Origin of the sequence: Kribbella sp. NPDC049227, from assembly GCF_043197265.1 — a bacterium.
Taxonomy (GTDB): Bacteria; Actinomycetota; Actinomycetes; order Propionibacteriales; family Kribbellaceae; genus Kribbella.
In genome coordinates, this window is the sequence record NZ_JBICST010000006.1 from 411,300 (window position 1) to 433,932 (window position 22,633).

Genomic DNA, 22,633 nt, shown 5'->3' on the forward strand with positions numbered 1-22,633 from the left:
ACACCACGGAATCTGGAGAAACCTCCCATGAACGCACGGATGACCAACCCCGCCGAGATCCTCCCGGACGCCACCAAGGGCGTCCAGAACATCTACAAGGCCATCGCCCAGGCCGGCGCGCCGGGGGCGACGCTCGAACTGGTGCACCTGCGGGCCAGCCAGATCAACGGCTGCTCCCCCTGCGTGTTCGGCGGGATCAAGTCGGCGCTCAAGAACGGTGAGACCGACGAGCGACTGCACCAGGTCGCCGCCTGGCGCGACTCGGACCTGTTCACCGCCTCCGAGCGTGCGGCGCTCGAGCTCGCCGAGGCCGCGACCCGGCTGGCCGACCGGCCGGGCGCTGTCACCGACGAGATCTGGGCCGCGGCCGCCGAGCACTTCGACGAGCGGCAGCTGTCCGGGATCGTGATGATGATCGCGCTCACCAACATGTTCAACCGGATCAACACCACCGTCCGCACCCCGGCCGGAGCCACCTGGTAGGACCTGCGCTGCGCATAGTCTGGGCGCCGGTGTCGAGAAGGGCACCGGCGCTCCGACGTACCCAGGACAGGACGGAGATTCGCGATGAAGTACATGCTGCTGATCTACGGCAACACCGACACCTGGGATGCCCTGCACGCCGCGGGAATCGAGCAAGTGCTCGACCAGCACCGAGTGGTCGCCGAGGAACTGAAGGCGAACGGCGAGTATGTCGACGGCCTCGGACTGACCACCGCGAGCGCCCGGGTGGTCAGGGTGAACGACGGCGTCCCGGCCGTCACCGACGGACCGTTCACCGAGGCGAAGGAAGTGCTGGCCGGCTACTACCTGGTCGAGTGCAGTCTGGAGCGGGCGACGGAGATCGCGGCCCGGCTGCCGGAGGCTCCGTACTCTCCGATCGAGATTCGCGCGCTGACCGATCCGATGGCGGACTGAGCGCCGTCCGCAGGGAGGGACGGCTCCAGAACTTGCCGGCCTCAGCTCGGCGTTGGGATCTGAGACCGGCGAGTCACTCAGCTCTGTGCTTGGCCGCTGGGTTTCAGCTCGGGTCTGCCGACGCGAGGACGACCCCACCTGATGCAGGTTGGTCACCCATGCCCCGGCCACCCCGGACGAACACGGTGGCGCCTCGCTCGGGCGCTTGCACGCCCTGTCCGAGTCGCAACGTGGTCGTCATACCGTTGCTCAGTCTGAGCACTGCCACGCGTCGCGGCCGGACCGACGGAATCGACGAGTTCACCTCGTGGATGCCGGTGCAGACCGCTGGTTGGATCGAAGCCCGTCCGAGCTCTTTGCCGTGACTCCTCACATCACGGCACTGCTCGGCGAGCCTTGTCATCGCTGACACGCGTCCCCCTTCTCTTGTTGTTACCCCCGAGTGGCGGTTTTGGCGCGGCCGCCACGCAGGCAGCAGCCGCACACTCCCCCGTTCGGTCCGCACTCGGAAAGAACGCGGAAGTGATCATGGAAGCCTTGCTGAGAGTGACGGCCATTTCAAGGGATCGTGACCGGAATCCCGCGTGCCGGGACCGCTGTCCACGAATACCCCCGGGTAGTGCGTTTACTGGCCACCGAAGCCCGTCGTCGCGACGCCCTTGATGATGTGGCGCTGGAAGAACAGGAAAACCACCATCAGCGGCAATGCCGCCAGGATCGCCGAGGCCATGTTCTGCGCGTATTGCAGGCCATAGGCGCTCTTCACCGTCTGCAGGCCGACCGGCAACGTCATCAGGTCCGCGTCGGTGGTGACGATGAACGGCCAGAGGAAGTTGTTCCAGGCACCGATGAAGACGAAGATCGCCACCGCCGCGAGGATCGGGCGGGACAACGGCAGCACGATCGACCAGAACACCCGTAGCCGGTTCGCGCCGTCCACCCGGGCGGCGTCCTCGAGTTCGATCGGGATCTGGTCGAAGAAACGTTTGAGGATGAGCACCATCGCCGGCGCGATCGTCTGCGGCAGGATGATTCCCCAGTAGGTGTCGACCAGGTCGAAGGCGAGCATCTGGCGGAACAACGGCACGATCAGCATCTGCGGCGGAATGATGATGGCGCCGATGATCGCGGCGTACAGCCAGCGCCGGCCGGTGAAATTGACCCGGGAGAAGGCATAGCCGGCCAGCGCCGAGACAGCCACGGTGAGAAACGTGATCGCAATCGAGGTGATCAGGCTGTTCCACGCCCAGGACGGGATGTCGCCGGCCGACAGCACCTTGCGATAGGCGTCGAACCCCAGACCGTCCGGCGGATTCAGGCTGATCGTCGACGCCCCGGCGTCCGCTTCACTCTTCAGCGACGTCAGCACCGCCCACGCGAACGGCACCAGCCAGGTCGCGGCCAGGAATGCCAGCACCAGCAGCGCCACCATCCGGGAAATGCTCCACGGGTTCTCACCCGGCTTGTGCCCCTGCCTGATGTTCCGGGCCAGCGAGTAAGTACTCATGCCGCGTTCCTCCGGTTGATCAGCTTGTACTGCGCCAGCGACACCAGCACGATGATCGCGAAGAACAGATACGAGATGGCCGACGAATAGCCGAACCGGTAGCCGGTGAAACCGGACTCGTAGATGTACTGCACGATCGACCGGGTCGCGCCGGCCGGACCGCCGTTGGTCAGCATGTAGATCTGGTCGAAGACCTTCAGCGACGCCAGGATCTGCAGCGTCACGATCAGCGCGGTGGTCGGCGCCAGTTGCGGGATCACGATCGAGAACAGTTGCCGCCACTTGCCGGCGCCGTCGATCGCGGCCGCCTCGAACTGCTGCTCCGGAATGTTCTGCAGCGCGGCCAGGTAGAGCAGGAAGTTGAACCCGATCGTCCACCACAGCGTGGTGACCACGACCGAGATCATCGCCACGTTCGGATCCTGCAGCCAGGCCACCGGCGCGATCCCGAACTCACCCAGTACGCCGTTGATCAGCCCGAGCTTGGGGTTGTACATCCACGACCAGAACATCACCACAACGGTCGAGGCGAGCAGGTACGGCAGGAAGAACGACAGTCGCCACAGCCAGCGACCCGGCAGCCCGAGGTTCACCAGCAGCGCGAAGGCCAGTGAGAGGACGACGAGCGGAACGGTGCTGAGGACCGTGAACCACAAGGTGTTGCCCAGTGACTTCCACATGTCCGGGTCGGTCAGAGCCTCGGCATAGTTGGCAAACCCGAGCAGCTCACCACCCGAGCCGGTCAGCGTCTCACCGGTGAAGCTGAGGTAGAGCCCGTAGATCGCGGGCACCACCAGGAACAGCACGAACAGCACGGCGAACGGTGCCGCGAAGGCCCATCCGGTCAGGCTCTCGCCGCGCCGGGCCCGGTGCTGTCCGGATCCGGGGCCTTCGGCAACGACCTCGGCCGGCGTGGTGGTTGCGTCGATGGCGGTCGACATGATGACTCTCCTCTCACACCGGCTGCGGACGGTCGAGCAGCACGTTCAGCCGCTTGACGAAACCTTCGAATCCGGCGGCGGGATCCCCGCTGCCGAGGTACACGTTCTGCACGTTCTCGGCGAAGTACTTGTGGAAGTCACTGCCCGCGCCGCCGAACCAGACGTCCGGGTCGTAGTTCACGTACGCCGGGATGCCCGCGTAGTTCGACTGCGGCTTCAACTCCTGGTACTCCGGACTCCGGACCACCGGCTGGTACGCCGGGATGTGACCGGCACCGGCCCACTTCACCGACCGCTTCAGGATCTCCGCGACCAACTGGTACACATGCTTGCGGCGTTCCGGTGACGCCTTCGACTGCCGCGGCAGCACGAACGTGTGCGAGTCCGCGTACGCCGCGTCGGTCCCGAACAGGGTCGGAATCGGACGAGCGTCGACCGGCATCTTGGCGTCCTTCAGCACCGGCAGTTCCCACACGCCGCCGAAGAACAACCCGCTCTCACCGTGCAGGAACTCGCTGGTCGCCGTACCGCCGTCACCGCTGCGGCTGGCGATCTTGTCGTCGAGCAACGACTGCACGAAGGACAGTGCCTTCACCGCCGCGTCCTCGTCGACCTGCGCCTTCTGGCCCGGCACGAGCTTCATCTCCGCGCCCAGTTGCCGGTAGAACGTGTAGAACAGCCGCCACATCTGCGAGCCGTCCCCCAGGTAGCCGTACGAGACACCGTGCTTCCCGGTCACTTCCTGCATCTTGGTGGCGACCTCGGTGAACTCCTCCGGGCTCTTCATCGTCTGCAGGGCGTCCGTGACGCCGGCCTTGGCGGCGTGCTCGGTGTTGTAGTAGAGGACGAACGGGTGCGTGTCCAGGGCGATCGAGTAGAGCTTGCCGTCGTACATGCCCTTCTGCCACACCAGCGGCGGGAAGTCGCTCTCCTTCAGGCCGACCTCGGCCAGCAGGTCGAGGTCCCACGGCTCGAGCAGCCCGCCGGGCGCGTAGCCGGCGATCCGGGACGCGTGCATGATCGCGACGTCCGGAGCGCGGCCGCCGGCCGAGGCCATCGCCAGCTTGGTGTAGTACGGCGGTCCCCAGGCGAGCACGGTCTGGGTCGCGTGGAAGCCGAGGTTCGCGGCGTTGACGGCGTCGACCAGTCCGGCCATCACGATGCCGTCACCACCGGTCATCAGGTGCCAGTAGTCGAGGTTCGCCGTCGACCGCGACGCACCGGGCGCGCAGCCGAACAGCATCCCGCCACCAGCGAGCGCGGCCGCTCCGGAGAGCAGACGACGCCGGGAAATGTGCCGATCAAGCGATGTCATACGGTCTCTCCTTCGGGCGGCGGGACCGATGATTACATCGTTAGAATCCACTCCACAAGAGGCCGGTGTGGATTTCTGCTGAAATGTGTCCGCTAGCGTGTGGTGCTGTTGCGTGTCACGATCCGGTGCGGGACCATCACCCGGCGTGGCGCCGCGTTCTTGTCACTCATCCGCTCACCGAGCAGGTCGAGGGCCGCCTCGACGAACGCGCGCCGGTCGAAGTCGACGGTGGTCAGCGGCGGGATCATGAACTGGCTCTCCAGGATGTTGTCGAACCCGGCCACCAGAGTCTGCTGCGGTACGGCGATGCCCGCGCTCCACAGCGCCGACAGCGTGCCCGACGCGATCGTGTCGGTGAAGCAGAAAAACGCGTCCGGCAGCTCATGCTCGGCCAGGTACTTCCCCACCACCGTGGCCGCGCCCTCGGGCCGCCACCGGTCCAGCCCGATCTCCAGCGCCGGATCGATCGGTACGCCGGCCTCCTCGAGCGCCTGGTGATAGCCGGCGGTCCGCAACCGGGAGGCCGCCGTACCCGGGGCTTCGGCGGAACCGGCGAGGACGCCGGCACCACTCGAGCCGCGCGGGACCTCCGGCGTACCGACGACGGCGATCCGCCGGCATCCCTGCGCCAGCAGGTGTTTCGTCAGGTCGCGGGCCGCGGCGACGTTGTCGATCGCGACCTGGCTGACCAGGTCCTGGTCCACGTCTCCGATCAGCACCAGTGGTGGCAGCGGGCCGGCCGACAGTACGGCGCTGTCGTCGAGGTTCACCGGGTTCAGGATCAGGCCGTCGACCAGGTACGCGCGGGCCTTGGACAGCAACTCGAACTCACGCTTGGGCTCGGCCGCGGTCTGCTCGATCTGCACGCCCCAGCCGCGTTCGTGCGCGAGCTCCACCACGAGATGGACGATCTCCGCGGAGTACGGCCGGAGCAGGTCGGGCAGCGCGAGCGCGATCATCCCGGAGCGGCCGTTGCGCAGGCCGCGGGCACTCATGTTCGGGACGTAGTCGAGCTCGGCCAGCGCCTGCTCGACCCTGGCCCGCGTCTCCGGACGCACGAACACGACACCGTTGATGACGTTCGACACCGTCTTCGGGGACACCCCGGCCAGCTTGGCGACATCTTTGACGGTGGCACGCATGCGGCCATTGTCACATCTGGCCGCGTTGTCACACAGTCAGCGTGTACTCAGTGCCCCGCCGTTGACATGCAAGACCTGACCGGTGAGGTGGCGCGCGACCGGCGAGGCCAGGAAGTGGATCGTCCCGGCGATGTCCTCGACCTGCCCTTCACGTCTGGTCATCGTTGCTTCCAGCAACGTTTGACGGCGCTCGGTGGTCATCCGTCCCTGGAAGAACTCGGTCTCGGCGGTGTAGCCGGGCGCCACCACGTTCGAGGTGATGCCGCGTGCTCCGAGTTCGGTCGCCGCATCCACGTTCCACATCGCCAATGCGGCCTTGGACGCGCCGTACGAGCCGGCACCACGAGCACCGGCGATCGAGCCGAGATGCACGACCGCTGTGGTGAGCCGCGGTGCCAGCGCCGTCGTCGTCAGCACAGCACTGAGCAGGTTGGCCTCGAGGTTGGCCAGCCAGTTCGCCTTCAGTTGCTCCAGGCCACCTTCCGGCGCACCGAAGTCGGTGTTCCCGCCGGCATTGTTGACCAGTACGTCGATCCGGTCCGGCAGCGCATCCAGCAGTCGCTCGATCTGTGCCGGGTCGGTCGCATCGCACACCACTCCCCTGGCTCCCAGGTCCGCCGCGGTCTTGGCCAGCACGTCCTCGCGACGTCCGGTGATCACCACCTCGTCGCCGTCCGCGCGGAACCGTTCGGCGGTCGCCCGCCCGATTCCGGTCGCTCCCCCGGTCACCACGATCGTCCTCGTCACGTTCATCCTCACGTTTAGGTCTAAATGTTTAGATCTAAACGTAGCATGGTGGCCGTGGTCGATTCCTATCCCCTCGATTCGCCGAGCCCGTACCCCGCCGCGGAGATCGCCCGCGCCTGGCGGCGGGAGCGGCCCGGGACGCCGACCGACTCGATCGAGATCGTCACTCCCCTGTGGCGACTGGCCAAGCTCTTCGCCGACGACCGGCGGCGGCTGCTCGCCGATCTCGGTGTCGACCCGGCCACGCTCGATCTGCTCAGCGTGCTGCGCCGGGCCGGAGCGCCGTACGAGTTGACGACACGTGAGTTGAGCCGCCGGACCCTCGTCACCGCGGGCGCCATCTCGCAACGGGTCGCCCGCGCCGAGGACTCCGGTCTGGTCACCCGGCGGACCGCCGACGACGGGAGCCGTGCGGTCGTCGTGACTCTCACCGAGACCGGCCACGACCTGATCGAGCGGACCGTCGACCAAGTGCTGACGCGCGAGTCCGAGCTGGTCGCGTCTCTCTCCCCCACCGGCCGCGCCGAGCTCGCGTCCCAGCTCCAGGAGTTGCTCGACGACGTCGGCCGGCGGGCCCGCAAGCCTTAACCCGGGCGTAGAGGGTTCTGCGTGCAGGGCAGCGGGGATCTGCGAGCCAACTTTGTACGACCGGTTCAATGAAACAATTGAAGGATGCTTGCTGCCGACAATCACGATGCCATCCAGGTGCGGGGAGCCCGCGAGAACAATCTCGCCGGCGTCTCGCTCGACATCCCGAAGCGCCGGCTCACCGTCTTCACCGGGGTCTCCGGCTCCGGAAAGTCGTCGCTGGTCTTCGACACGATCGCCGCCGAGTCGCAGCGGCTGATCAACGAGACCTACACCGCGTTCGTGCAGAACTTCATGCCCAGCCTGGGCCGGCCGGACGTCGACTCGCTCGGCAACCTGTCCGCCGCCATCGTCGTCGACCAGGAACGGATCGGTGCCAACGCCCGCTCCACGGTCGGCACCGCGACCGACGCGCACACGATGCTCCGCATCCTCTTCAGCCGCGCCGGGACGCCGTACGCCGGTCCGCCGTCGGTGTTCAGCTTCAACCGGGCCGAGGGCATGTGTCCCGACTGCGAAGGACTCGGCCGGACCACCGAGTTCGACCTGGACGAGGTGGTCGACCGGAGCAGGAGCCTGAACCAGGGTGCGATCACGGCACCCGGGTACGCCGTCGGCGACTGGCCGTGGCAGGTGATGGCGCACTCCGGGCTGTTCGATCCGAATCTGCCGCTCGAGGCCTATGCCGAGGCGACCTGGCAGCAGTTCCTCTACCAGGAGCAGACGAAGATCAAGGTCGGGAAGAGCAACCTGACCTTCGAGGGCCTCGTCGTACGGCTCCGGCGCCAGTACCTCGGCAAGGACCGCGAGTCGATGCAGGGCCACCTTCGTGCGTTCGCGGAGCGAGCTGTGCGTCAGCAGACCTGCGCCGCCTGTGGTGGCGTCCGGCTGAACGAGGCGGCCCGGTCGGTCACGGTCGACGGCCTGACCATCGGCGCGTGCTCGGCCATGCAGATCAGCGACCTTGCCAAGTTCGTTGCCGGAGTCAAACATCCGGGCGTCGGGCCGATGGTCGAGGGGTTGCGCCAGACCCTCGACTCGATGGTCACGATCGGGCTCGGCTACCTGAGCCTGGACCGGGAGTCGTCGACGTTGTCCGGTGGTGAGGCGCAGCGGGTGAAGCTGGTCCGCCACCTCGGCTCGAGCCTGAGCGATGTCACCTACGTGTTCGACGAGCCGACCATCGGGCTGCATCCGCACGATATTCAGCGGATGAACGACCTGCTCCTGCAACTGCGGGACAAGGGCAACACCGTGCTGGTGGTCGAGCACAAGCCGGAGACGATCCGGATCGCCGACCACGTGGTGGATCTCGGACCGGGTGCGGGTCTGGCCGGCGGCCGTCTGTGCTACGCGGGCGATCTGGACGGACTGAAGCAGTCCGGCACGCTGACCGGCCGGTACCTGGATCATCGCGTCCTTCTACGGGACGACGTACGGCGGCCGACCGGGCGGCTCGCCATCGAGAACGCGACGCTGCACAACCTGCGGAACGTCGACGTCGCCATCCCGCTCGGCGTGCTCACCGTGGTGACCGGGGTGGCGGGATCCGGGAAGAGTTCCCTGATCCACGGGTCGCTGGCCGGACGCGACGGGGTGATCATTGCCGGCCAGGAGCCGATCCGCGGATCGAAGCGGAGCAATCCGGCCACGTACACCGGACTGCTCGACCCGATCCGGACCGAGTTCGCGAAGGCGAACAAGGTGAAGCCGGGGTTGTTCAGCGCGAACTCGGTCGGCGCCTGCCCGACCTGTAAGGGCATCGGGCTCGTCTACACCGATCTGGCGATGATGGCCGAGGTGGCATCGACCTGCGAGGACTGCAGCGGCGCCCGCTTCACCGCGGAGGTGCTCGCCTATCGCCTGCGTGGCAAGAACATCAGCGAGGTCCTGCGGATGACGGTGTCCGAGGCGCGGGAGTTCTTCACCAAGGGACAGGCCGGCACGATCCTCGGGCGGCTGTCGGCGGTGGGTCTCGGCTACCTCGGTCTCGGGCAGCCGTTGACCACGCTGTCCGGCGGTGAGCGCCAGCGGCTGAAGCTGGCCATCAACACGGGAAAGAGCGGTTCGATCTACATCCTCGACGAGCCGACGACCGGCCTGCACCTGGCCGACGTCGACCAGTTGCTCGCGATGCTCGACAAACTCGTTGACGACGGCAACACGGTGATCGTGATCGAGCACCACCAGGCGGTGATGGCGCACGCCGACTGGCTGATCGACATCGGACCGGGGGCCGGCAGTGACGGCGGTCGTGTCGTCTTCACCGGCACCCCGGCCGATCTGGTCGAGAGCAGCCCGACGCTGACCGCGGAGCACCTCCGCTCGTACGTGACCTCAGCGAACGAGTTCGGCGGCGAGGTTCTCGATCACGTCGCGCCAGGCGTCTAGGTAGCCGGCGGCGGGGCCGGTCTGAGTGACCACCAGGCGGGCTCCGCCGTTGCCGTCACGCAAGGCCCAGGTGACCTCGCCCTTCGACCAGCTGTAGGTCAGGCGCTCCCCGTCGGTCACCTCGGTCACCGCGCCGGGATCAATGCCCTTGGCAACGAACCCGGCAGGCGGCGGGCTGCCGACGGTCGCCGACTCGGCTCCGGTGAGCAACTGCCACACGGCTTCCTTCGGCCGCACCAACTGCCGCTCGAACCGCACTCCCCCCTCCTCCAGCACGACGCCCTGGTCCAGCCCGTACGCCTTGACGAAGTGCTCGTGCAGCACGGCGTAGTCGCGCTCCGGCACCGTGTCGCCGAGCACCCGCTCGAGCGCGTCGAAGCACAGGCTCCAGCCGCCGGAGAAGCTCGCGGATCCCGGCCGGTCGTCGTACGTCGCGGTGAGATGCAACGTGCACCCGTCGCCCGACGGGACGAGTTCCCAGCGGAGCACCTCGACGCCCCAGGTGTACTCGATCAGGTGCGGTGGTTCGTAGGCGCGGATCACGCCACCGTTCTCGAGGTCGACCGGCGCGCCCGGGTCCTCCTCGAACGTGAACGCGACCGCACCGTCGAGCCGAAGGTCCAGCTCGACCGCGGCGGGGAACCACCCGGCCAGCTGCCCCGGCTCGGTGATCGCTCGCCAGACCTTCTCCACCGGATGCCGTAGTGCCCGCTGCATCCGCAGTACTGTCCGGCCGTTCTCCGTGCTCAACGTCTCGGTCATGACCCCATATATACCCGATCAGGCATATACGATCAACCGGCGAACCGGGCCACGTCCGAGAGTTCGTCGGCGAGGTCCACCCGCGGGCCGAAGAGCTCGTACGAACGATCGGCATGCCGCCAGGTACCGATCACGCGCCCGCCCCGCACCACCGCCGGACGAAGCATTCCGCCACCCGGAAACACCTTCCGGTGGTACTCCTCGGCCAGCGCCTGCCGCCGATCCTGGTACCCGAGCAGATACGCGTCGAACTCGCCCACCAGGCGCACGGCCTCGCTCCCCGGCAGATCCTCGACCGCGACCAGCACATCTCCCTCGACCTCGAACGACTCGGTCGCCACGGCCTCCACCGCGGCCCGCGCGGCCGGCACCGGCAGCCCCGACCAGGTCGCGAAGTCCCGAGCCGTCGCCGGGCCGTACGCCGCCAGGTACCGACGGGCCAACTCCTCGGCATCGCCTTCCAGTACGAGCGGCTTCCCCAACCAGTCGCGGACCGCGACCCAAGTCTCGTCCTTGTCATGTCCGGGCCCGTAACACAGCCGCCCGAGCAGCCCGGTGTGCCGGATCAGCGCATACACCGCCTGCCCGCGCGGTTCCTCGATCAGCCCGGCCTTCACGAGTACGTCGGCCAACTCGGCGCGACCAGTCGGTCCGTGGGTGAGCAGATGCTCCTCGAGAAGGTCGGCCGCTTGGGCCCGGATCGCCTCGCTCAGGCCGAGTTCGCCGTACCGGCGCTCGGTGTCCTTGATCAGCTTCGGACCGAGCAGCCCGAGCAGCGGGCCGGCATCCTCCGCCGCGACGAGTTGCAGAGTCCCGCGCATGAACCAGCCCCGGATGACCGATCGATCAACCTCCTGCGCCTGCGACACATCACCGAAGGTCGTGCCAGTCGATCGAGCCCGCACGGCATACGCAGCCCCACGCCAAGCCTGGGCCTGCAGTCCCCCTGTCCGCCGTACGACCTCGGCCACCCCACCGGGGCCGGACTCCTCCACTGGACGCGCAAGGCAGTTGGCCTGCATCCTGGCCGCCAGAAGCCAATCCACAGACCGCTTCGCCATCTGAGCATGACATCACGAACCCGGGCGCGTTCGCATCTCCCGGAGCCCATCCGGCCTGTATGCTGCATGCAGGAATCCGGGGAGGTCAGATGCCGATGAAGCGGGTGGAGCGGCCCAGCTCCTTGACCGAGCTGGCGTACCGGCAGTTGCGGATGGAACTGCTCGACGGTCAGTTCGCGGCGGGCGAGCGGCTGAGTGTCGTCGCCCTCGCCGGAGCGATGGGGATGAGCCGTAGCCCGGTGCGGGCCGCGTTCGAGCGACTCAGTTCCGAGGGCCTGCTGTCCCAGATCCAGGGTGGGTCGGGTGCCGTCGTGTCGGCGCCCAGTCACGAGGAGCTGCTCAACGCGCTGGCCGTGCGTGCGGTGCTGGAAGGCCTGGCCGCGCGGCTCGCGGCGCCCCAGCTGACCGAGCGGGACCTGACCAAGCTCGAACAGATCCATCAGAATTTCGAGAGCGCGGTCGCCCGGGACGACACCAAGCGGGCACGCCGCGTCGATCTGGAGTTCCACCAGTACGTCCAGGCCAGGGCCGGGAACGGCGTACTCGTGGAGCATCTGGATCGGGTGCAGGCCCAGGTCATCCTCGGGACGTATTCCACGGCGTGGGGTTCCAGTCAGCATCGGGCGGTCGCCGAGCACGCCGACATCCTGAAGGCGCTCGCCGCGGGAGATGCCGCGGATGCCGAAGAGGCAGCCGTTCGCCACCTCCACAACTTGACCGGGCGCCTTCAGGAGGCGTGGTCCTCAGCCCCGTAACCGGACCCGGTCGCCGGTCAGCTCCTTCAGCGTGGACACGCCCAGCAGCTGCATGGTCTGGACGACCTCGTCGTGGAGGATCTCTGCGACCCGCTGGACACCCAGCTCCCCACCGGCCATCAGGCCGTAGAGGTACGCGCGGCCGAACAGTACGGCGTCCGCACCGAGCCCAACCGCCGCGACGACATCCGCACCGGACCTGATCCCGCCGTCGACGTAGATCTCCACGCTGTCGCCCACCGCGGCGCGGATGCCGGGCAGCTCCTCCAACGGGATCGGTGCCTTGTCGAGCTGGCGTCCGCCGTGGTTGCTGAGCACCAGCGCGTCGACTCCGAGGCCCGCGACCGCGATCGCGTCGTCGACCGACTGGATGCCCTTGACAACCAGTTTGCGCGGCCATTGGCTGCGCAGCCAGGCGACGTCGTCGAGTGTGGCCGAGGGGTCGAACATCGCGTTGGCGAGTTCGGCCACGGTCCCGTTCCAGCTGCGGAGCGAGGCGAACTCCAGCGGTTCGCGGGTGAGGAAGTTGGTCCACCACCGTGGATGCCGCGCTCCGTCGAGGAACGTCCGCAGCGTCAAGGCCGGCGGGATCGTCATCCCGTTCCGTACGTCGCGCAGACGCCGGCCCGCGATCGGGGTGTCCACGGTCAGCACCAGCGCTTCGTAGTCCGCCGCGAGGGCTCGCTGGACCAGGTCAACACTGGCGTCGCGGTCCTTCCACAGGTACAGCTGGAACCACCGCCGCGCCGTTGGCGTGTGTTCGGCCACCTGCTCCAGTGACGTCGTACCCATCGTGGACAGGACGTACGGCAGGCCGGCCCGAGCCGCTGCCCGTGCGACGGCGATCTCGCCCTCGTGGTGCATCATCCGGGTGAAGCCGGTGGGGGCGAAGACCGCCGGAAGCGAAACCTGCTTGCCGAGCACGCTGGTGCTGGGGTCCACAGCCGAGACGTCACGCAGTACCCGGGGCCGGAACTCCACCCGCGCGAACGCTTCCCGCGCACGGACCAGCGAGACCTCGTCGCCCGCTCCCCCATCGGTGTAGTCGAACACCGCCCGCGGCGTCACCTTCCTGGCCAGGATCCGCAGGTCGTCGACCGTCGCCGCGTCGGCGATCCGGCGCCGGCCGCGCCGCAGGTCGATCGGCTTGGTGCGCAGCAGCGGCCGAAGCTCCGCCCACCGCGGGAGTCGACGACGGAGCTGCCGGGGAGGCAGCATCTCCCGGGCGGTCACTCCGCACCCCCGTGGCAGCGCTGCCGGATCGTGCCGATGCCCTCGATCGTCGACTCGACGATGTCACCTGGGCTCAAGTACCGGGCCGGAGTGCGCGCCATGCCGACGCCCTCCGGCGTACCGGTGAAGATCAGGTCACCGGGACGAAGTACGCAGATCTCCGAGAGCATCGCCACCACCTCGCTGACGCTGTGGATCATCTGTTTCGTGTCGCCCAGCTGAACCACCTCGCCGTTGACCGTGCACGACAGCTGGAGGCAGTCGGGATCAGTCAGCTCGTCGGGACTGACGAGACCGGGTCCGAGCGGGCCGAAGCCGGGGAGTGACTTGCCGAGGGAGAACTGGGCGGGCGAGCCGCGCATCTGGACCCGCCGATCGGAGTAGTCCTGGCCGACGGTCAGGCCGGCGACGTGCGACCACGCCTCCGTCACCGGCGCGTGGTGAGCCGTGCGGCCGATGACCGCGACGAGCTCGACCTCCCAGTCCACGCTGTCGCCGGAGAGCCGCAGGTCGCCGTACGGTCCGGTGACGCAGCTGGGGAACTTCGTGAAGACCAGCGGCAGGTCTTCGTTCCCCGCGCTGAGAGAGGTCTCCTCGGCGTGGGCACGGTAGTTGAGGCCGATCGCGAACACCTGCGACGGGCGCGTCACGGGCGGTCCGAGTCGCGCCTCGTCGGATGAGTCGAGTGGCACGTCAACGGTCACGAACTGTCCGCTCCACTGGGCGAAGTCGTCCCAGTTGGCGTACAGCTGCTGTGGATCGGCCGGGAACCGACCCTCGCTGGTGGAGGCGACGTCGACCAGGCCGTCCGTGGTGTGCAGATGGGCGCGGCCGTCGAGGTTGTACAGGCGCATGGACCTTCTCCGTCTCGTGGGGGTCGGGGTGGATCAGACCTCGTGCAGTCGAGCGCGATACGTCTCGCGGACTACGAGCGCGCCGATCAGGGTCACAATGGCTCCGGCAACGACGAACAGCGCCGGGGATCGGTTGTCGCCGGTGGTCGCGACCAGCGCGGTGGCGATCAGCGGCGCGGTGCCGCCGAGCAGGGTGACCGGGATGTTGAGGCTGAGCGAGACTCCGGTGTAGCGCAGCTTGGTCGGGAAGATCTCGGCCACCACCACCAGCATCACCGCGGAGTGGGGTGCGAACGCGAGGCCCATCGCGCACAGCGCGACCGTCGTGAGCACCGGGTCGCCTTGTCCGGCCAGGACGAAGGCGGGGTACGTCACGATCGCAACGGCCACGCTGCCGGCGATCATCAGCGGGCGCCGGCCGACGCGGTCGGACAGCTTGGCGAAGAACGGGATCAGGGCGCAGTAGAAGGCGAGGCTGATCAGGTTCACGGCCTGTGCCGTCCCGAGGTCGTAGTCGAGCACCTTCGACAGGTACGTCGGCATGTAGATGAAGTAGATGTAGATGCAGATCGCCGGGGTGACGACCAGCGACATGCCCACCAGCAGCGATCGCCAGTGCAACCGGAGCCCGGCCAGCAGCGGGACCTTCTCCACCACCTGATGCTCCTGCGCCTCGGTGAAGAACGGCGTCTCCTCGAGCTTCAGCCGCAGGTACAGACCGACGAAGCCCAGCGGCAGGCCGGCCAGGAACGGCAGCCGCCATCCCCACGAGTGCAGCGCCTGCTCGGACAGACCGTTCGTCATCAGCGTTGCGACCGCGCCGCCGGTGAACAGCGCCAGGCCGATCGTGAAGGTCTGCCAGCCGGTGTAGTAGCCGCGTCGGTTGTCGGGTGCGTACTCCGAGATGAACGACGTCGCACCGCCGTACTCACCGCCGACCGAGATGCCCTGAATGGTCCGGGCCAGCGTCAGCACGATCGGCGCGGCGATGCCGATCTGCGCGTACGTCGGCATCAGGCCGATCACCGTGGTGGAGAAAGCGATCAGAAGGATCGCCACTGCCAGCGGCGTCTTGCGGCCGTACTTGTCGCCGAGGTGGCCGAAGATGATCGCACCGAGCGGACGGGCCGCGTAGCTGACCGCGAACGCGGCGAACGTCAGCAGCAGACTCGCGGCCGGGTCCTCGGTGGGGAAGAACAACGTGGAGATGACGGCGGCGAAGTACCCGTAGACGACGAAGTCGTAGTACTCGATGAAGTTGCCGATGCAGGCCGCCACCACGGCCCTGCGTCGTTGCTCGTGCTGCCGGGCGGTCCCGGCTGCCTGCGGCGGTTTCCCGGCGGCCACCTGCTGATCGGTCATCGCGGACTCCTGCGGGGGATGGGGAGGGGCGAGCTTTGACCGAATCCTGCATGCAGCATGCAGGGGTGTCAAGGTTTCGGACTCGCCGTTGACAGCAGGTGCATCCTGCATGCAGGGTGCAGGTAGTCGACGAGAGAGAGGTGCCGGCAGCCATGTTCGGTCCGTACCCGATGCACCCCGACGGTGGCGTCAACCCGCCGTACTCACCGGCGTTCCCGATGGAGTGGGACGCCCGGATCCGCACGGTCGAGGTGGTGACCCAGGTGGAGCAGGCGAAGGTGCGCGATCTCCTCGCCGGCACCCCGTTCGAGCTGGTCAACGACCGGGTCGCGTTCCGGTTCATGCTGTCGCCGGGGCACACGCTCGCGCTGTGGCAGCGGGAGATGTTCGACCTGATGGTGACCGTCCCGGTGCGTTACCAGGACCTCTACACCCAGACCCACATCTACATGTACTGCAGCGACCCGATGGGGATCTGCGCCGGCCGGGAGCTGTTCGGGTACACGAAGAAGGACTGCACCTACACGTTCCAGCAGGATCTGCCGCATCGCATCGACGGTTCGGTGACCCGCCGGAACATGCCGCTGGCGGAGTTCGACTTCACGCCTGACGACCAAGCGCCGATCGTGCGGCTCACGGACGACGAGGTGCTGCCGAGTGGCGAGATCCACGTACGCCGGTTGTCACACCCGGCAAGGCCCGAGCCCGTGTACGCCGACGTCGTGTATCGCAACTTCCCACTCGAGTACAGCGAGCCCCTGCCCGGCCGGGTGGACTTCACGCTGCACGCCTCGGAGTACGACCCGCTCGCCGAGCTGAAGCCGGAGGTGCTGGGAGCTCACTTCCTGAGCACCGAAGTCTTCGCAGGCGGCTTCTCCACCGAAGACCGCCGTCTGCTCACCCAACTCATACCGTGAGCGCAGGCGCCGTTGCGATCGTGACCGGTGCCGGAGGCGGCATCGGAGCCGCCGTCTGCCACCGGCTCACACTGAGCGGCTGGTCGGTCGTTGCCGTGGACATCGACCCGGACGCGGTCGCGTGCACCGGCGATCGCTGCTTGTCCCTGCGGGCCGACGTCACCGACACAGCCGATGTCCAGCACATGATCACCAGGACGGTGTCGGAGCTCGGGTCCCTCGACACCGTGGTCAATGCCGCCGGGGTGGAAGGCGCCGTACGTCGCCTGGACGAGTACCCCGAGGACGCCTTCGACCAGGTGATGCGCGTCAACGTGCGCGGCGTCTTCCTCGTGATGAAGCACGCCTTCCCCGCACTGCGTGGATCGAAGCGGGCGAGCATCGTCAACATCGCGTCCACCTCGGGCATCCGGGGCCGGGCCAACCTGGCGGCGTACGTCGCGAGCAAGCACGCCGTGGTCGGACTGACGCGTACGGCGGCGTTGGAGCGACCAACGAGCGGCGTACGGGTCAACGCCGTCCTGCCCGGCCCGATCGACACCCGGATGATCCACGCGATCGAGTCTGCCGGGACAGGCATCGACCGCGCGGGCCCAGCATCCATGGGTCAGCCGGAGGACGTCGCCCACGTCGTCGAGTTCCTCGCCTCAGCGGCGTCACGCCATGTCAACGGCGCCACCTGGGTCGTGGACGACGCCACGACCGCGGCATGAAGAAGGGAGCAGCTGATGCGAACGGTCGTCTTCGGCGGCGGAGGTTTCCTCGGACGGCGGGTTGTCGCCGCTCTGCAGGATCACGGTGATGATGTTCTAGCCCTCGACGCTGTCCCATCGACCACGGTACAGACGGTGCGAGTGCAGGACTTCTACGAGGTACAGCGAGCTCTGCACGACTTCGGCGCCGACTCCGTCGTCAACCTGGCGTACATCTCCGGCGCGGCCTGCATCGACCAGCCTTACGCGGCCGGTCTCGTCAACCAGCAAGGCTTCATGAATGTGCTGGAGGGCGCGAGATCAGCCGGTGTCAGGCGCATCGTCTACGCCAGCTCGATCGCGGTCTACGGTCCTGATCAGAATCTGTACGGCGACCGCCCGATCACTGAGGACGACGCCTGCTCCATCGCCGACCACGCTCTCTCGTACGGCGTGACCAAAGCGGCCAACGACTTCCTCGCCCATGAGTTCGCGACCAGGTACGGCCTGCAGCTGTGCGGTATCCGGCCAGGCATCATCATCGGACCGGGGCGCAAGCATGGATTGACGACCTGGGCCTCGGACATCGCCAGTGGTCCGGCGACCGGTGCACGGACGCCCATCCCGCTCGCGGCCGACCAGCGGGCCAGCCTCGTGTACGTCGACGACGTCGCCCGCCTGTTCGTGGCTGCCCTGCACGCCACCGAACTCCCGTCGTGGCTCTACAACACGGGCGGGTACTCGCTGACGACAACGCAGCTGGCCGACGCCGTACGGGCCATCGAACCGAGCAGCCGGCACGAGTTCGCGCGTGATGCCGAGCCGCTGCCGTTCGTCTGGAACGTCTCCGGCAAGCGCGCCGCCGCGGAGCTGGGTTTCGAGCCCCGACCTCTCGACGAGTGCCTCCGAGACCACATGAATACCGCGCGCGAACTCGCCGGGCTGGACCGGCGCTACTGAGCGACGGTCCAGCCGCGACCCTCGTCAGCCCAGGGCGGGCTGGACGAGGTTGGCGTAGTTGGCTTGGCCGGTGACGTTCGGGTGGTAGGACTCGGTGACCGGGTTGGACAGGCCGTTGATCCACTCCGGGCTGCCGCAGACGGAGTGGCCGATGAACAACTGGGTCGGGTTGACGAACGCGAACCCGGCCGCACTCGCCGAGGCGGCGATCTTGGAGTTGAGCAGGTCGGCGGTCGCGTTCAGCCGGGTCATCTCGTCCGGGCTGAAGAAGGTGCCGGCGTTGCAGTCGGTGCCGTTGAAGATCCGCGGGTAGCCGACCACCACGACCCGGGCTGACGCCGCCCGGCTCCTGATCGACGAGTAGAGGGTGTTCAGCCGGCCGGGCAGCGTGTTGTTGATGATCGACTGCGCGTTGGCGACCGCGCCGGTGCAGTTGCCGAGCCAGGACGGCTTCGCGCACTCGGTGATCACCGACGAGAACCCGGCGTCGTTCCCGCCGACCTGCACGGAGACGATGTTGGTCGAGCTCGTCACCGACGGGAGCTGGTTCGCGGTGACGTCGGCGACCCGGGCCCCCGAGCAGGCTACGAAGGTCAGGTTGGCCCCGATCCGGCCGGCGTCGATGTAGGCGTACGCCTTGGTCGAGCGCTGGCAGGAACCGCTGCTGGAGATGTAGGTGCGGGTGCCGACGCCCGAGGCGTAGGAGTCACCCAGGGCGACGTAGTTCGGCGCGGCCGCGTGGGCGACCCCGGGACTGAGGAGCATCGCGGCGCCGAGGGCCGCGGCGGTGAGCAAACTGGCGATGGACTTCATGGGGCGGACCGCCTTTGCATGTGCGAGGGGTGGCGACAGAAGTACTCATCGTCACCCTCGCTGACTCGTGAGTAACACACAAGGGTCTGGTCAGAAGTTCACCGCCAGTTGCCGATCCAGGGAGGCCGAGGTCTCCGGTTAGTCGTTCCACGAGGACAGGCCGGGGCCGAGGGGCAGTGGATAGCAGCCGTCCACCAGCTCGACCCGACCGTCCGCGGGCAGCAGGCCACTCTCCACATAGATCGTGTTCGGCAGCGCGGCCAGCACGTGAATGTGAGCGCCTCCCCCGTGCGAGGCGTACGGGACACCGAAGCCGGCTGCCATCAGCCCGATCTCGAGGCAGTCGGTGAGCCCACCGGCACGCCTCAGGTCGGGCTGCACCACGCCGACTCCCCCGCGGGCGATCAGGTCCCGGAACGCCGCCTGGCCGTAGCGGTTCTCACCGGTCGCGATCGGGATGTCCAGCTTCCCGGCCAGCCGGACATGGGCATCGGTGTCGCCGGCCGGCAGTGGTTCCTCGAACCACCGGCAGTCCAGCTCCTCGTACACCCGGCCCCGCCGCAGCGCCTCGGAGTACCCGAACGCCTGGTTGGCATCCACCATCAGCGGGGCGTCCGGCCCGATCACCGCCCGGACCGCCTTGATCCGCTGCACATCCTCGCTCAGCGGACCGCCTCCGACCTTCATCTTCACGCCACGGAAGCCCTGCTCCATCGCCTTGGCCGACACGGTCTCCAGGCCCGCGACGTCCAGCTCGAGCCAGCCGACCATCGCGTACGTCGGGATCGTGGTCCGCTGCGCACCGAGCAGCTTCCAGACCGGAACGTCCAGCGACTTGCCGAGCAGATCCCACAACGCCAGATCGATCGCCGAGATCCCGTACGACGAGAGTCCGGCCGTGCCCTGGTAGTCGGTGAGCGTCTGCAGCTTCTGCCGGATCCCGCGAATCAGCGTCGGGTCCTCGCCGACGATCGCGGGCGCCAGTTGCTCGGTGACGATCGAGGCCAGCACCGCCGGCGAGCTCGCCACTCGCCCGAAATATGTGTTGCTGACCCCGGTGATGCCTTCGTCAGTGTCGATCCGCACCCGCGTCCGCCCGTTGCGGTCGAGCAGCTGGATCGCATCGCGAACGGGATGCGCCTTGGCCTCCGACAGCACCTCGACGCTGATCTCCGTGATCTTCATCGTCACCCCTTGCCCGCGAGGACGTCTTCGACTTTCTGCTTGACACTACCCAGCGCCGCGGCGGCGGTCTGCTTGCCGCTCCAGACGTCGTCGAGCACCGGCCGGTAGATGGTCCGGGCGCGTTCGATGTAGCGGCTGAAGTTCTCGTTCACCGCGTTGTCCAGTGCCTGCGTGACCAGGGCCAGGTTGGCCGGTCCCTTGTCGTCCGGCACGAACAGCGCCGACGAGCTCTTCGCGACGGGCATGAAGCCGCGCGACTCGGCGAGCAGCTTGGACGCGTCCGCGCCGGCGCAGTACTTGAGGAAGTCCCAGGCCGTGTCGGGGTCCTTCGAGTCCTTCGGGATCGCCAGCACGGTCATCGTGTTCACCGTCTTGCGGGCGGCCTTCATCGGCGGCGGGAAGATGTCCCACTTCACCTTCGCGTTGCTGCGCAGGTACGGGATGCCGCTGGTCAGCGACAGCAGCATCGCGACCTTGCCCGTCCCCAGCTGCGAGAGCGCCCAGTTCGGGGTCTGACGGCCGGCCGTGACGGTGGCGAAGTCCGGGTGAACCTTGTGGACCAGGGCGAGGTCGGCGACCCATTGGACCGCCTCGGCACCCTGCGGCTCCGCCAGCGTGAAGCGGGTGGCGTCCTTCGAATAGATGCCGTCGCCACCGTTGTTGACCGGCCACACGGTTTCCAGCGAGGTGTCGGGGAAGACCAGCGCGCCGTACCGCTCACCGTTCGGCTTGGTCAACTTCTTCGCGGCGTCGAGGAAGTCGTCCCAGGTCCAGCCGCTGGCGGCCCAGTCCTTCGGCGGCAGCTCGACGCCGGCCTCGGCGAACGCGTCGGTGTTGCAGTAGATGACGCCGGGGTTCGTCATGATCGGCCAGGCCGCGTGCGCGCCGTCTTCCTGCTTGGGGAAGTTGAAGGCGACCGGGAAGTAGTCCTCGGCCTTGATCCCGTCCTTGTCCAGGTACGGCTTCAGGTCGAGCAGGGAGCCCTCCGCGTAGTACCCCTTGACGTAGTCGTCGTTGATCCGGATCGCCGTCGGTGCCGCGCCGGACGACAGCACGGTGCGCAGCTTGGTGTCGTAGTCGTCGCCCGGTACCGACTGGATGTCGAGTGTCTTGCCGGCCTGCTTGGCCCAGTTCTCGGCGACCGTGTAGAGCGGGGTGCCGCTGTTGGTGTCCCAGGTCAGCCAGGAGGCGTTGCCACCACCACCGCCTCCCGCGCCGCCGTTGCCGCTGCAGGCTGCCAGCGGCGCACCGACCGCGATCGCCCCGGTCGTGAGGCCGAGGGCTTTGAGCACCGACCTTCGAGAAAACTGTCCTGCGGTCATGGTCGTTCCTGTTCTGTCAGGGGTGACGCCACGCGGCCCGCGTGACGGGTGTTGCAGTGCTCGGATGGGGCGGAGGTTGGCTCTGTCAGTTGGTGCGCAGCTTCGCGATCGCGTCCTCGTTCAGCTCGACACCCAGCCCGGGCAGTTCCCAGGGCGTGATCTCCCCGTTCACCGGGACGAGCGGGTTCTGCCAGATCGGCACGTCGTCGAGGATCAGGTTGTGCTCGATGTTGTACTCCTGCGGGTACACGCAGGCCGGCGTACTGACCCACAGGTGGGCGTGTGCCGACGTACCGACCGTCTGCTGGGTGTTGTGCACGGTGATCGGCTTGGTGTAGGTGTCGGCGAGTACGGCGATCTTCTTGAACTCGGTGATCCCGCCGCACTTGATGACATCGGGCTGCAGGATGTCGACCCGGCCCTCCGTGATCAGATCGCGGAACTGCCAGATGGTGTACTCCTGCTCCCCCACCGCGATCGGGATGTCGACCGCATCGGCCAGCCGTCCGTACGCCGCGTAGTCGTGCGCGGCGAGTGGTTCCTCGAAGTGCCAGACCCCGAGATCCTCCAGCGCGTGGGCCAGCTTGATCGCGGTGTGCTCGTAGTACGCGTTGTTGACGTCGACCAGGATCGGGAAGTCGTCGCCGACGAGTTCGCGGACCGCGGTCACGGTGGCGATGGTCTGGTCGAAGCCGTCGTCGTGCATCCACGGTGTCGACGAGTGGATCTTGTAGCCGTAGAAGCCCTTCTCCTGGAAGGACTTCGCCCGCTCGGCCTCCTCCTGTGGCGTCATGCCGCGGGCCATGGAGCTCGCGTACACCTTCATGCTCTGGCGGTACTTCCCGCCGAGCAGCTTGTAGACGGGCAGCCCGGCGGCCTTGCCGAGCAGGTCCCACAGCGCGATGTCGATGCCGGCGATGGCGTTCAGCTGAGCGCCGCCGGGTCCGAGCTTGTACGGCTTCGTGTACAGCCGGCGCCACAGCCGCTCGATGTCGGTGGCCTCCTCGCCGACCAGCAACGGAGCGAGCGCGTGTTCCACCACGCTGTGCGAGACGTGGGCGTTCATGGGGCTGACCTCGCCGACGCCCACCAGGCCCTCGTCGGTGTGCACCTTCACGAGGTGGAGTTTGTCGAGCAGGATGATCGATTCGATCCGGGTGATCCGCAT

General features: G+C 67.6%; 22 protein-coding genes. 8 read left to right on the forward strand and 14 right to left on the reverse strand.

The window, feature by feature from the left end:
• The first annotated feature begins 27 nt into the window (after positions 1-27).
• Both ACGFH6_RS28035 and ACGFH6_RS28040 read left to right on the forward strand, forming a co-directional pair.
• The gene (locus ACGFH6_RS28035; RefSeq protein ID WP_131357379.1) at positions 28-483 is read left to right on the forward strand and encodes a carboxymuconolactone decarboxylase family protein; all 456 of its coding nucleotides are present in this window, start codon (positions 28-30) and stop codon (positions 481-483) included.
• 84 nt (positions 484-567) lie between these two features.
• Complete coding sequence (locus tag ACGFH6_RS28040; protein WP_393389785.1) at positions 568-918, forward strand: YciI family protein; 351 nt, start codon at positions 568-570, stop codon at positions 916-918.
• 625 nt (positions 919-1,543) lie between these two features.
• On the opposite strand, the gene ACGFH6_RS28045 is transcribed toward ACGFH6_RS28040, so the two are convergent.
• The 5 genes from ACGFH6_RS28045 to ACGFH6_RS28065 form a co-directional block, all read right to left on the reverse strand.
• Positions 1,544-2,350: a carbohydrate ABC transporter permease gene (locus tag ACGFH6_RS28045; RefSeq protein ID WP_393390555.1), complete on the reverse strand. Its 807-nt coding sequence runs from the start codon at positions 2,348-2,350 to the stop codon at positions 1,544-1,546.
• Positions 2,351-2,421: 71 nt separating this feature from the next.
• Positions 2,422-3,366 carry a carbohydrate ABC transporter permease gene (locus ACGFH6_RS28050; RefSeq protein WP_393389786.1) on the reverse strand — a complete coding sequence of 315 codons (945 nt, stop codon included), beginning with the start codon at positions 3,364-3,366 and terminating at the stop codon, positions 2,422-2,424.
• Positions 3,367-3,379: 13 nt separating this feature from the next.
• Positions 3,380-4,681: an extracellular solute-binding protein gene (locus ACGFH6_RS28055; RefSeq protein WP_393389789.1), complete on the reverse strand. Its 1,302-nt coding sequence runs from the start codon at positions 4,679-4,681 to the stop codon at positions 3,380-3,382.
• Between the two features lie 92 nt (positions 4,682-4,773).
• Positions 4,774-5,823, reverse strand: a complete 1,050-nt coding sequence (locus tag ACGFH6_RS28060) for a LacI family DNA-binding transcriptional regulator (RefSeq protein ID WP_393389791.1) — start codon at positions 5,821-5,823, stop codon at positions 4,774-4,776.
• Positions 5,824-5,859: 36 nt separating this feature from the next.
• Positions 5,860-6,570: an SDR family NAD(P)-dependent oxidoreductase gene (locus ACGFH6_RS28065; protein ID WP_393389794.1), complete on the reverse strand. Its 711-nt coding sequence runs from the start codon at positions 6,568-6,570 to the stop codon at positions 5,860-5,862.
• A 54-nt stretch (positions 6,571-6,624) separates the two neighbouring features.
• On the opposite strand from ACGFH6_RS28065, the gene ACGFH6_RS28070 reads away from it, so the two are divergent.
• Both ACGFH6_RS28070 and ACGFH6_RS28075 read left to right on the forward strand, forming a co-directional pair.
• A complete protein-coding gene (locus ACGFH6_RS28070) occupies positions 6,625-7,158 on the forward strand; it encodes a MarR family winged helix-turn-helix transcriptional regulator (protein WP_393389797.1) in 534 nt (177 codons plus the stop codon).
• Between the two features lie 84 nt (positions 7,159-7,242).
• A complete protein-coding gene (locus ACGFH6_RS28075) occupies positions 7,243-9,549 on the forward strand; it encodes an ATP-binding cassette domain-containing protein (RefSeq protein ID WP_393389799.1) in 2,307 nt (768 codons plus the stop codon).
• Here the strand turns inward: ACGFH6_RS28075 and ACGFH6_RS28080 are convergent.
• Together ACGFH6_RS28080 and ACGFH6_RS28085 are read right to left on the reverse strand one after the other, a co-directional pair.
• Positions 9,496-10,311 carry an SRPBCC family protein gene (locus tag ACGFH6_RS28080; protein ID WP_393389800.1) on the reverse strand — a complete coding sequence of 272 codons (816 nt, stop codon included), beginning with the start codon at positions 10,309-10,311 and terminating at the stop codon, positions 9,496-9,498. The genes ACGFH6_RS28075 and ACGFH6_RS28080 overlap by 54 nt on opposite strands.
• A gap of 32 nt (positions 10,312-10,343) precedes the next feature.
• The gene (locus ACGFH6_RS28085) at positions 10,344-11,372 is read right to left on the reverse strand and encodes a winged helix DNA-binding domain-containing protein (protein ID WP_393389803.1); all 1,029 of its coding nucleotides are present in this window, start codon (positions 11,370-11,372) and stop codon (positions 10,344-10,346) included.
• Between the two features lie 89 nt (positions 11,373-11,461).
• Between ACGFH6_RS28085 and ACGFH6_RS28090 the strand changes: the two genes are divergently transcribed.
• Positions 11,462-12,127, forward strand: a complete 666-nt coding sequence (locus ACGFH6_RS28090) for a GntR family transcriptional regulator (protein WP_393389805.1) — start codon at positions 11,462-11,464, stop codon at positions 12,125-12,127.
• On the opposite strand, the gene ACGFH6_RS28095 is transcribed toward ACGFH6_RS28090, so the two are convergent.
• From ACGFH6_RS28095 to ACGFH6_RS28105, 3 genes are read right to left on the reverse strand one after another with little or no spacing between them, the layout of a single operon-like run.
• The gene (locus ACGFH6_RS28095; protein ID WP_393389808.1) at positions 12,116-13,360 is read right to left on the reverse strand and encodes an alpha-hydroxy acid oxidase; all 1,245 of its coding nucleotides are present in this window, start codon (positions 13,358-13,360) and stop codon (positions 12,116-12,118) included. The two genes, ACGFH6_RS28090 and ACGFH6_RS28095, sit on opposite strands and share 12 nt — an antisense overlap.
• Positions 13,357-14,214, reverse strand: coding sequence for a fumarylacetoacetate hydrolase family protein (locus tag ACGFH6_RS28100; protein ID WP_393389811.1), 858 nt, complete (start codon positions 14,212-14,214; stop codon positions 13,357-13,359). The genes ACGFH6_RS28095 and ACGFH6_RS28100 overlap by 4 nt, the downstream gene beginning before the upstream one ends.
• Before the next feature lie 33 nt (positions 14,215-14,247).
• Positions 14,248-15,576, reverse strand: coding sequence for an MFS transporter (locus ACGFH6_RS28105; RefSeq protein WP_393389812.1), 1,329 nt, complete (start codon positions 15,574-15,576; stop codon positions 14,248-14,250).
• Positions 15,577-15,728: 152 nt separating this feature from the next.
• Here ACGFH6_RS28105 and ACGFH6_RS28110 point away from each other — a divergent pair, with 152 nt between their 5' ends.
• The 3 genes from ACGFH6_RS28110 to ACGFH6_RS28120 are packed head-to-tail and all read left to right on the forward strand — an operon-like array spanning position 15,729 to position 18,145.
• Positions 15,729-16,493 carry an acetoacetate decarboxylase family protein gene (locus ACGFH6_RS28110; RefSeq protein WP_393389815.1) on the forward strand — a complete coding sequence of 255 codons (765 nt, stop codon included), beginning with the start codon at positions 15,729-15,731 and terminating at the stop codon, positions 16,491-16,493.
• Positions 16,490-17,206 carry an SDR family NAD(P)-dependent oxidoreductase gene (locus ACGFH6_RS28115; protein ID WP_393389816.1) on the forward strand — a complete coding sequence of 239 codons (717 nt, stop codon included), beginning with the start codon at positions 16,490-16,492 and terminating at the stop codon, positions 17,204-17,206. Before ACGFH6_RS28110 ends, ACGFH6_RS28115 begins: the two co-directional genes overlap by 4 nt.
• Positions 17,207-17,221: 15 nt before the next feature.
• Complete coding sequence (locus tag ACGFH6_RS28120) at positions 17,222-18,145, forward strand: NAD-dependent epimerase/dehydratase family protein (protein WP_393389819.1); 924 nt, start codon at positions 17,222-17,224, stop codon at positions 18,143-18,145.
• 24 nt (positions 18,146-18,169) lie between these two features.
• On the opposite strand, the gene ACGFH6_RS28125 is transcribed toward ACGFH6_RS28120, so the two are convergent.
• The 4 genes from ACGFH6_RS28125 to ACGFH6_RS28140 form a co-directional block, all read right to left on the reverse strand.
• Positions 18,170-18,958: an SGNH/GDSL hydrolase family protein gene (locus ACGFH6_RS28125; protein ID WP_393389822.1), complete on the reverse strand. Its 789-nt coding sequence runs from the start codon at positions 18,956-18,958 to the stop codon at positions 18,170-18,172.
• A gap of 138 nt (positions 18,959-19,096) precedes the next feature.
• Positions 19,097-20,143: a mandelate racemase/muconate lactonizing enzyme family protein gene (locus ACGFH6_RS28130; RefSeq protein ID WP_393389824.1), complete on the reverse strand. Its 1,047-nt coding sequence runs from the start codon at positions 20,141-20,143 to the stop codon at positions 19,097-19,099.
• Positions 20,144-20,145: 2 nt separating this feature from the next.
• Positions 20,146-21,465 (reverse strand): ABC transporter substrate-binding protein, encoded by a 1,320-nt coding sequence (locus ACGFH6_RS28135; RefSeq protein WP_393389826.1) that lies wholly within the window; start codon positions 21,463-21,465, stop codon positions 20,146-20,148.
• Between the two features lie 85 nt (positions 21,466-21,550).
• Positions 21,551-22,633, reverse strand: coding sequence for a mandelate racemase/muconate lactonizing enzyme family protein (locus ACGFH6_RS28140; RefSeq protein ID WP_393389829.1), 1,083 nt, complete (start codon positions 22,631-22,633; stop codon positions 21,551-21,553).

Coding starts and splice junctions, on each gene's coding strand:
- ACGFH6_RS28035 (WP_131357379.1), top strand. CDS start 28: ATGAACGCACGGATGACCAACCCCGCCGAGATCCTCCCGGACGCCACC.
- ACGFH6_RS28040 (WP_393389785.1), top strand. CDS start 568: ATGAAGTACATGCTGCTGATCTACGGCAACACCGACACCTGGGATGCC.
- ACGFH6_RS28045 (WP_393390555.1), bottom strand. CDS start 2,350: ATGGTGGCGCTGCTGGTGCTGGCATTCCTGGCCGCGACCTGGCTGGTG.
- ACGFH6_RS28050 (WP_393389786.1), bottom strand. CDS start 3,366: ATGTCGACCGCCATCGACGCAACCACCACGCCGGCCGAGGTCGTTGCC.
- ACGFH6_RS28055 (WP_393389789.1), bottom strand. CDS start 4,681: ATGACATCGCTTGATCGGCACATTTCCCGGCGTCGTCTGCTCTCCGGA.
- ACGFH6_RS28060 (WP_393389791.1), bottom strand. CDS start 5,823: ATGCGTGCCACCGTCAAAGATGTCGCCAAGCTGGCCGGGGTGTCCCCG.
- ACGFH6_RS28075 (WP_393389799.1), top strand. CDS start 7,243: ATGCTTGCTGCCGACAATCACGATGCCATCCAGGTGCGGGGAGCCCGC.
- ACGFH6_RS28080 (WP_393389800.1), bottom strand. CDS start 10,311: ATGACCGAGACGTTGAGCACGGAGAACGGCCGGACAGTACTGCGGATG.
- ACGFH6_RS28085 (WP_393389803.1), bottom strand. CDS start 11,372: ATGGCGAAGCGGTCTGTGGATTGGCTTCTGGCGGCCAGGATGCAGGCC.
- ACGFH6_RS28090 (WP_393389805.1), top strand. CDS start 11,462: ATGCCGATGAAGCGGGTGGAGCGGCCCAGCTCCTTGACCGAGCTGGCG.
- ACGFH6_RS28100 (WP_393389811.1), bottom strand. CDS start 14,214: ATGCGCCTGTACAACCTCGACGGCCGCGCCCATCTGCACACCACGGAC.
- ACGFH6_RS28105 (WP_393389812.1), bottom strand. CDS start 15,576: ATGACCGATCAGCAGGTGGCCGCCGGGAAACCGCCGCAGGCAGCCGGG.
- ACGFH6_RS28110 (WP_393389815.1), top strand. CDS start 15,729: ATGTTCGGTCCGTACCCGATGCACCCCGACGGTGGCGTCAACCCGCCG.
- ACGFH6_RS28120 (WP_393389819.1), top strand. CDS start 17,222: ATGCGAACGGTCGTCTTCGGCGGCGGAGGTTTCCTCGGACGGCGGGTT.
- ACGFH6_RS28125 (WP_393389822.1), bottom strand. CDS start 18,958: ATGAAGTCCATCGCCAGTTTGCTCACCGCCGCGGCCCTCGGCGCCGCG.
- ACGFH6_RS28130 (WP_393389824.1), bottom strand. CDS start 20,143: ATGAAGATCACGGAGATCAGCGTCGAGGTGCTGTCGGAGGCCAAGGCG.
- ACGFH6_RS28135 (WP_393389826.1), bottom strand. CDS start 21,465: ATGACCGCAGGACAGTTTTCTCGAAGGTCGGTGCTCAAAGCCCTCGGC.
- ACGFH6_RS28140 (WP_393389829.1), bottom strand. CDS start 22,633: ATGCGGATCACCCGGATCGAATCGATCATCCTGCTCGACAAACTCCAC.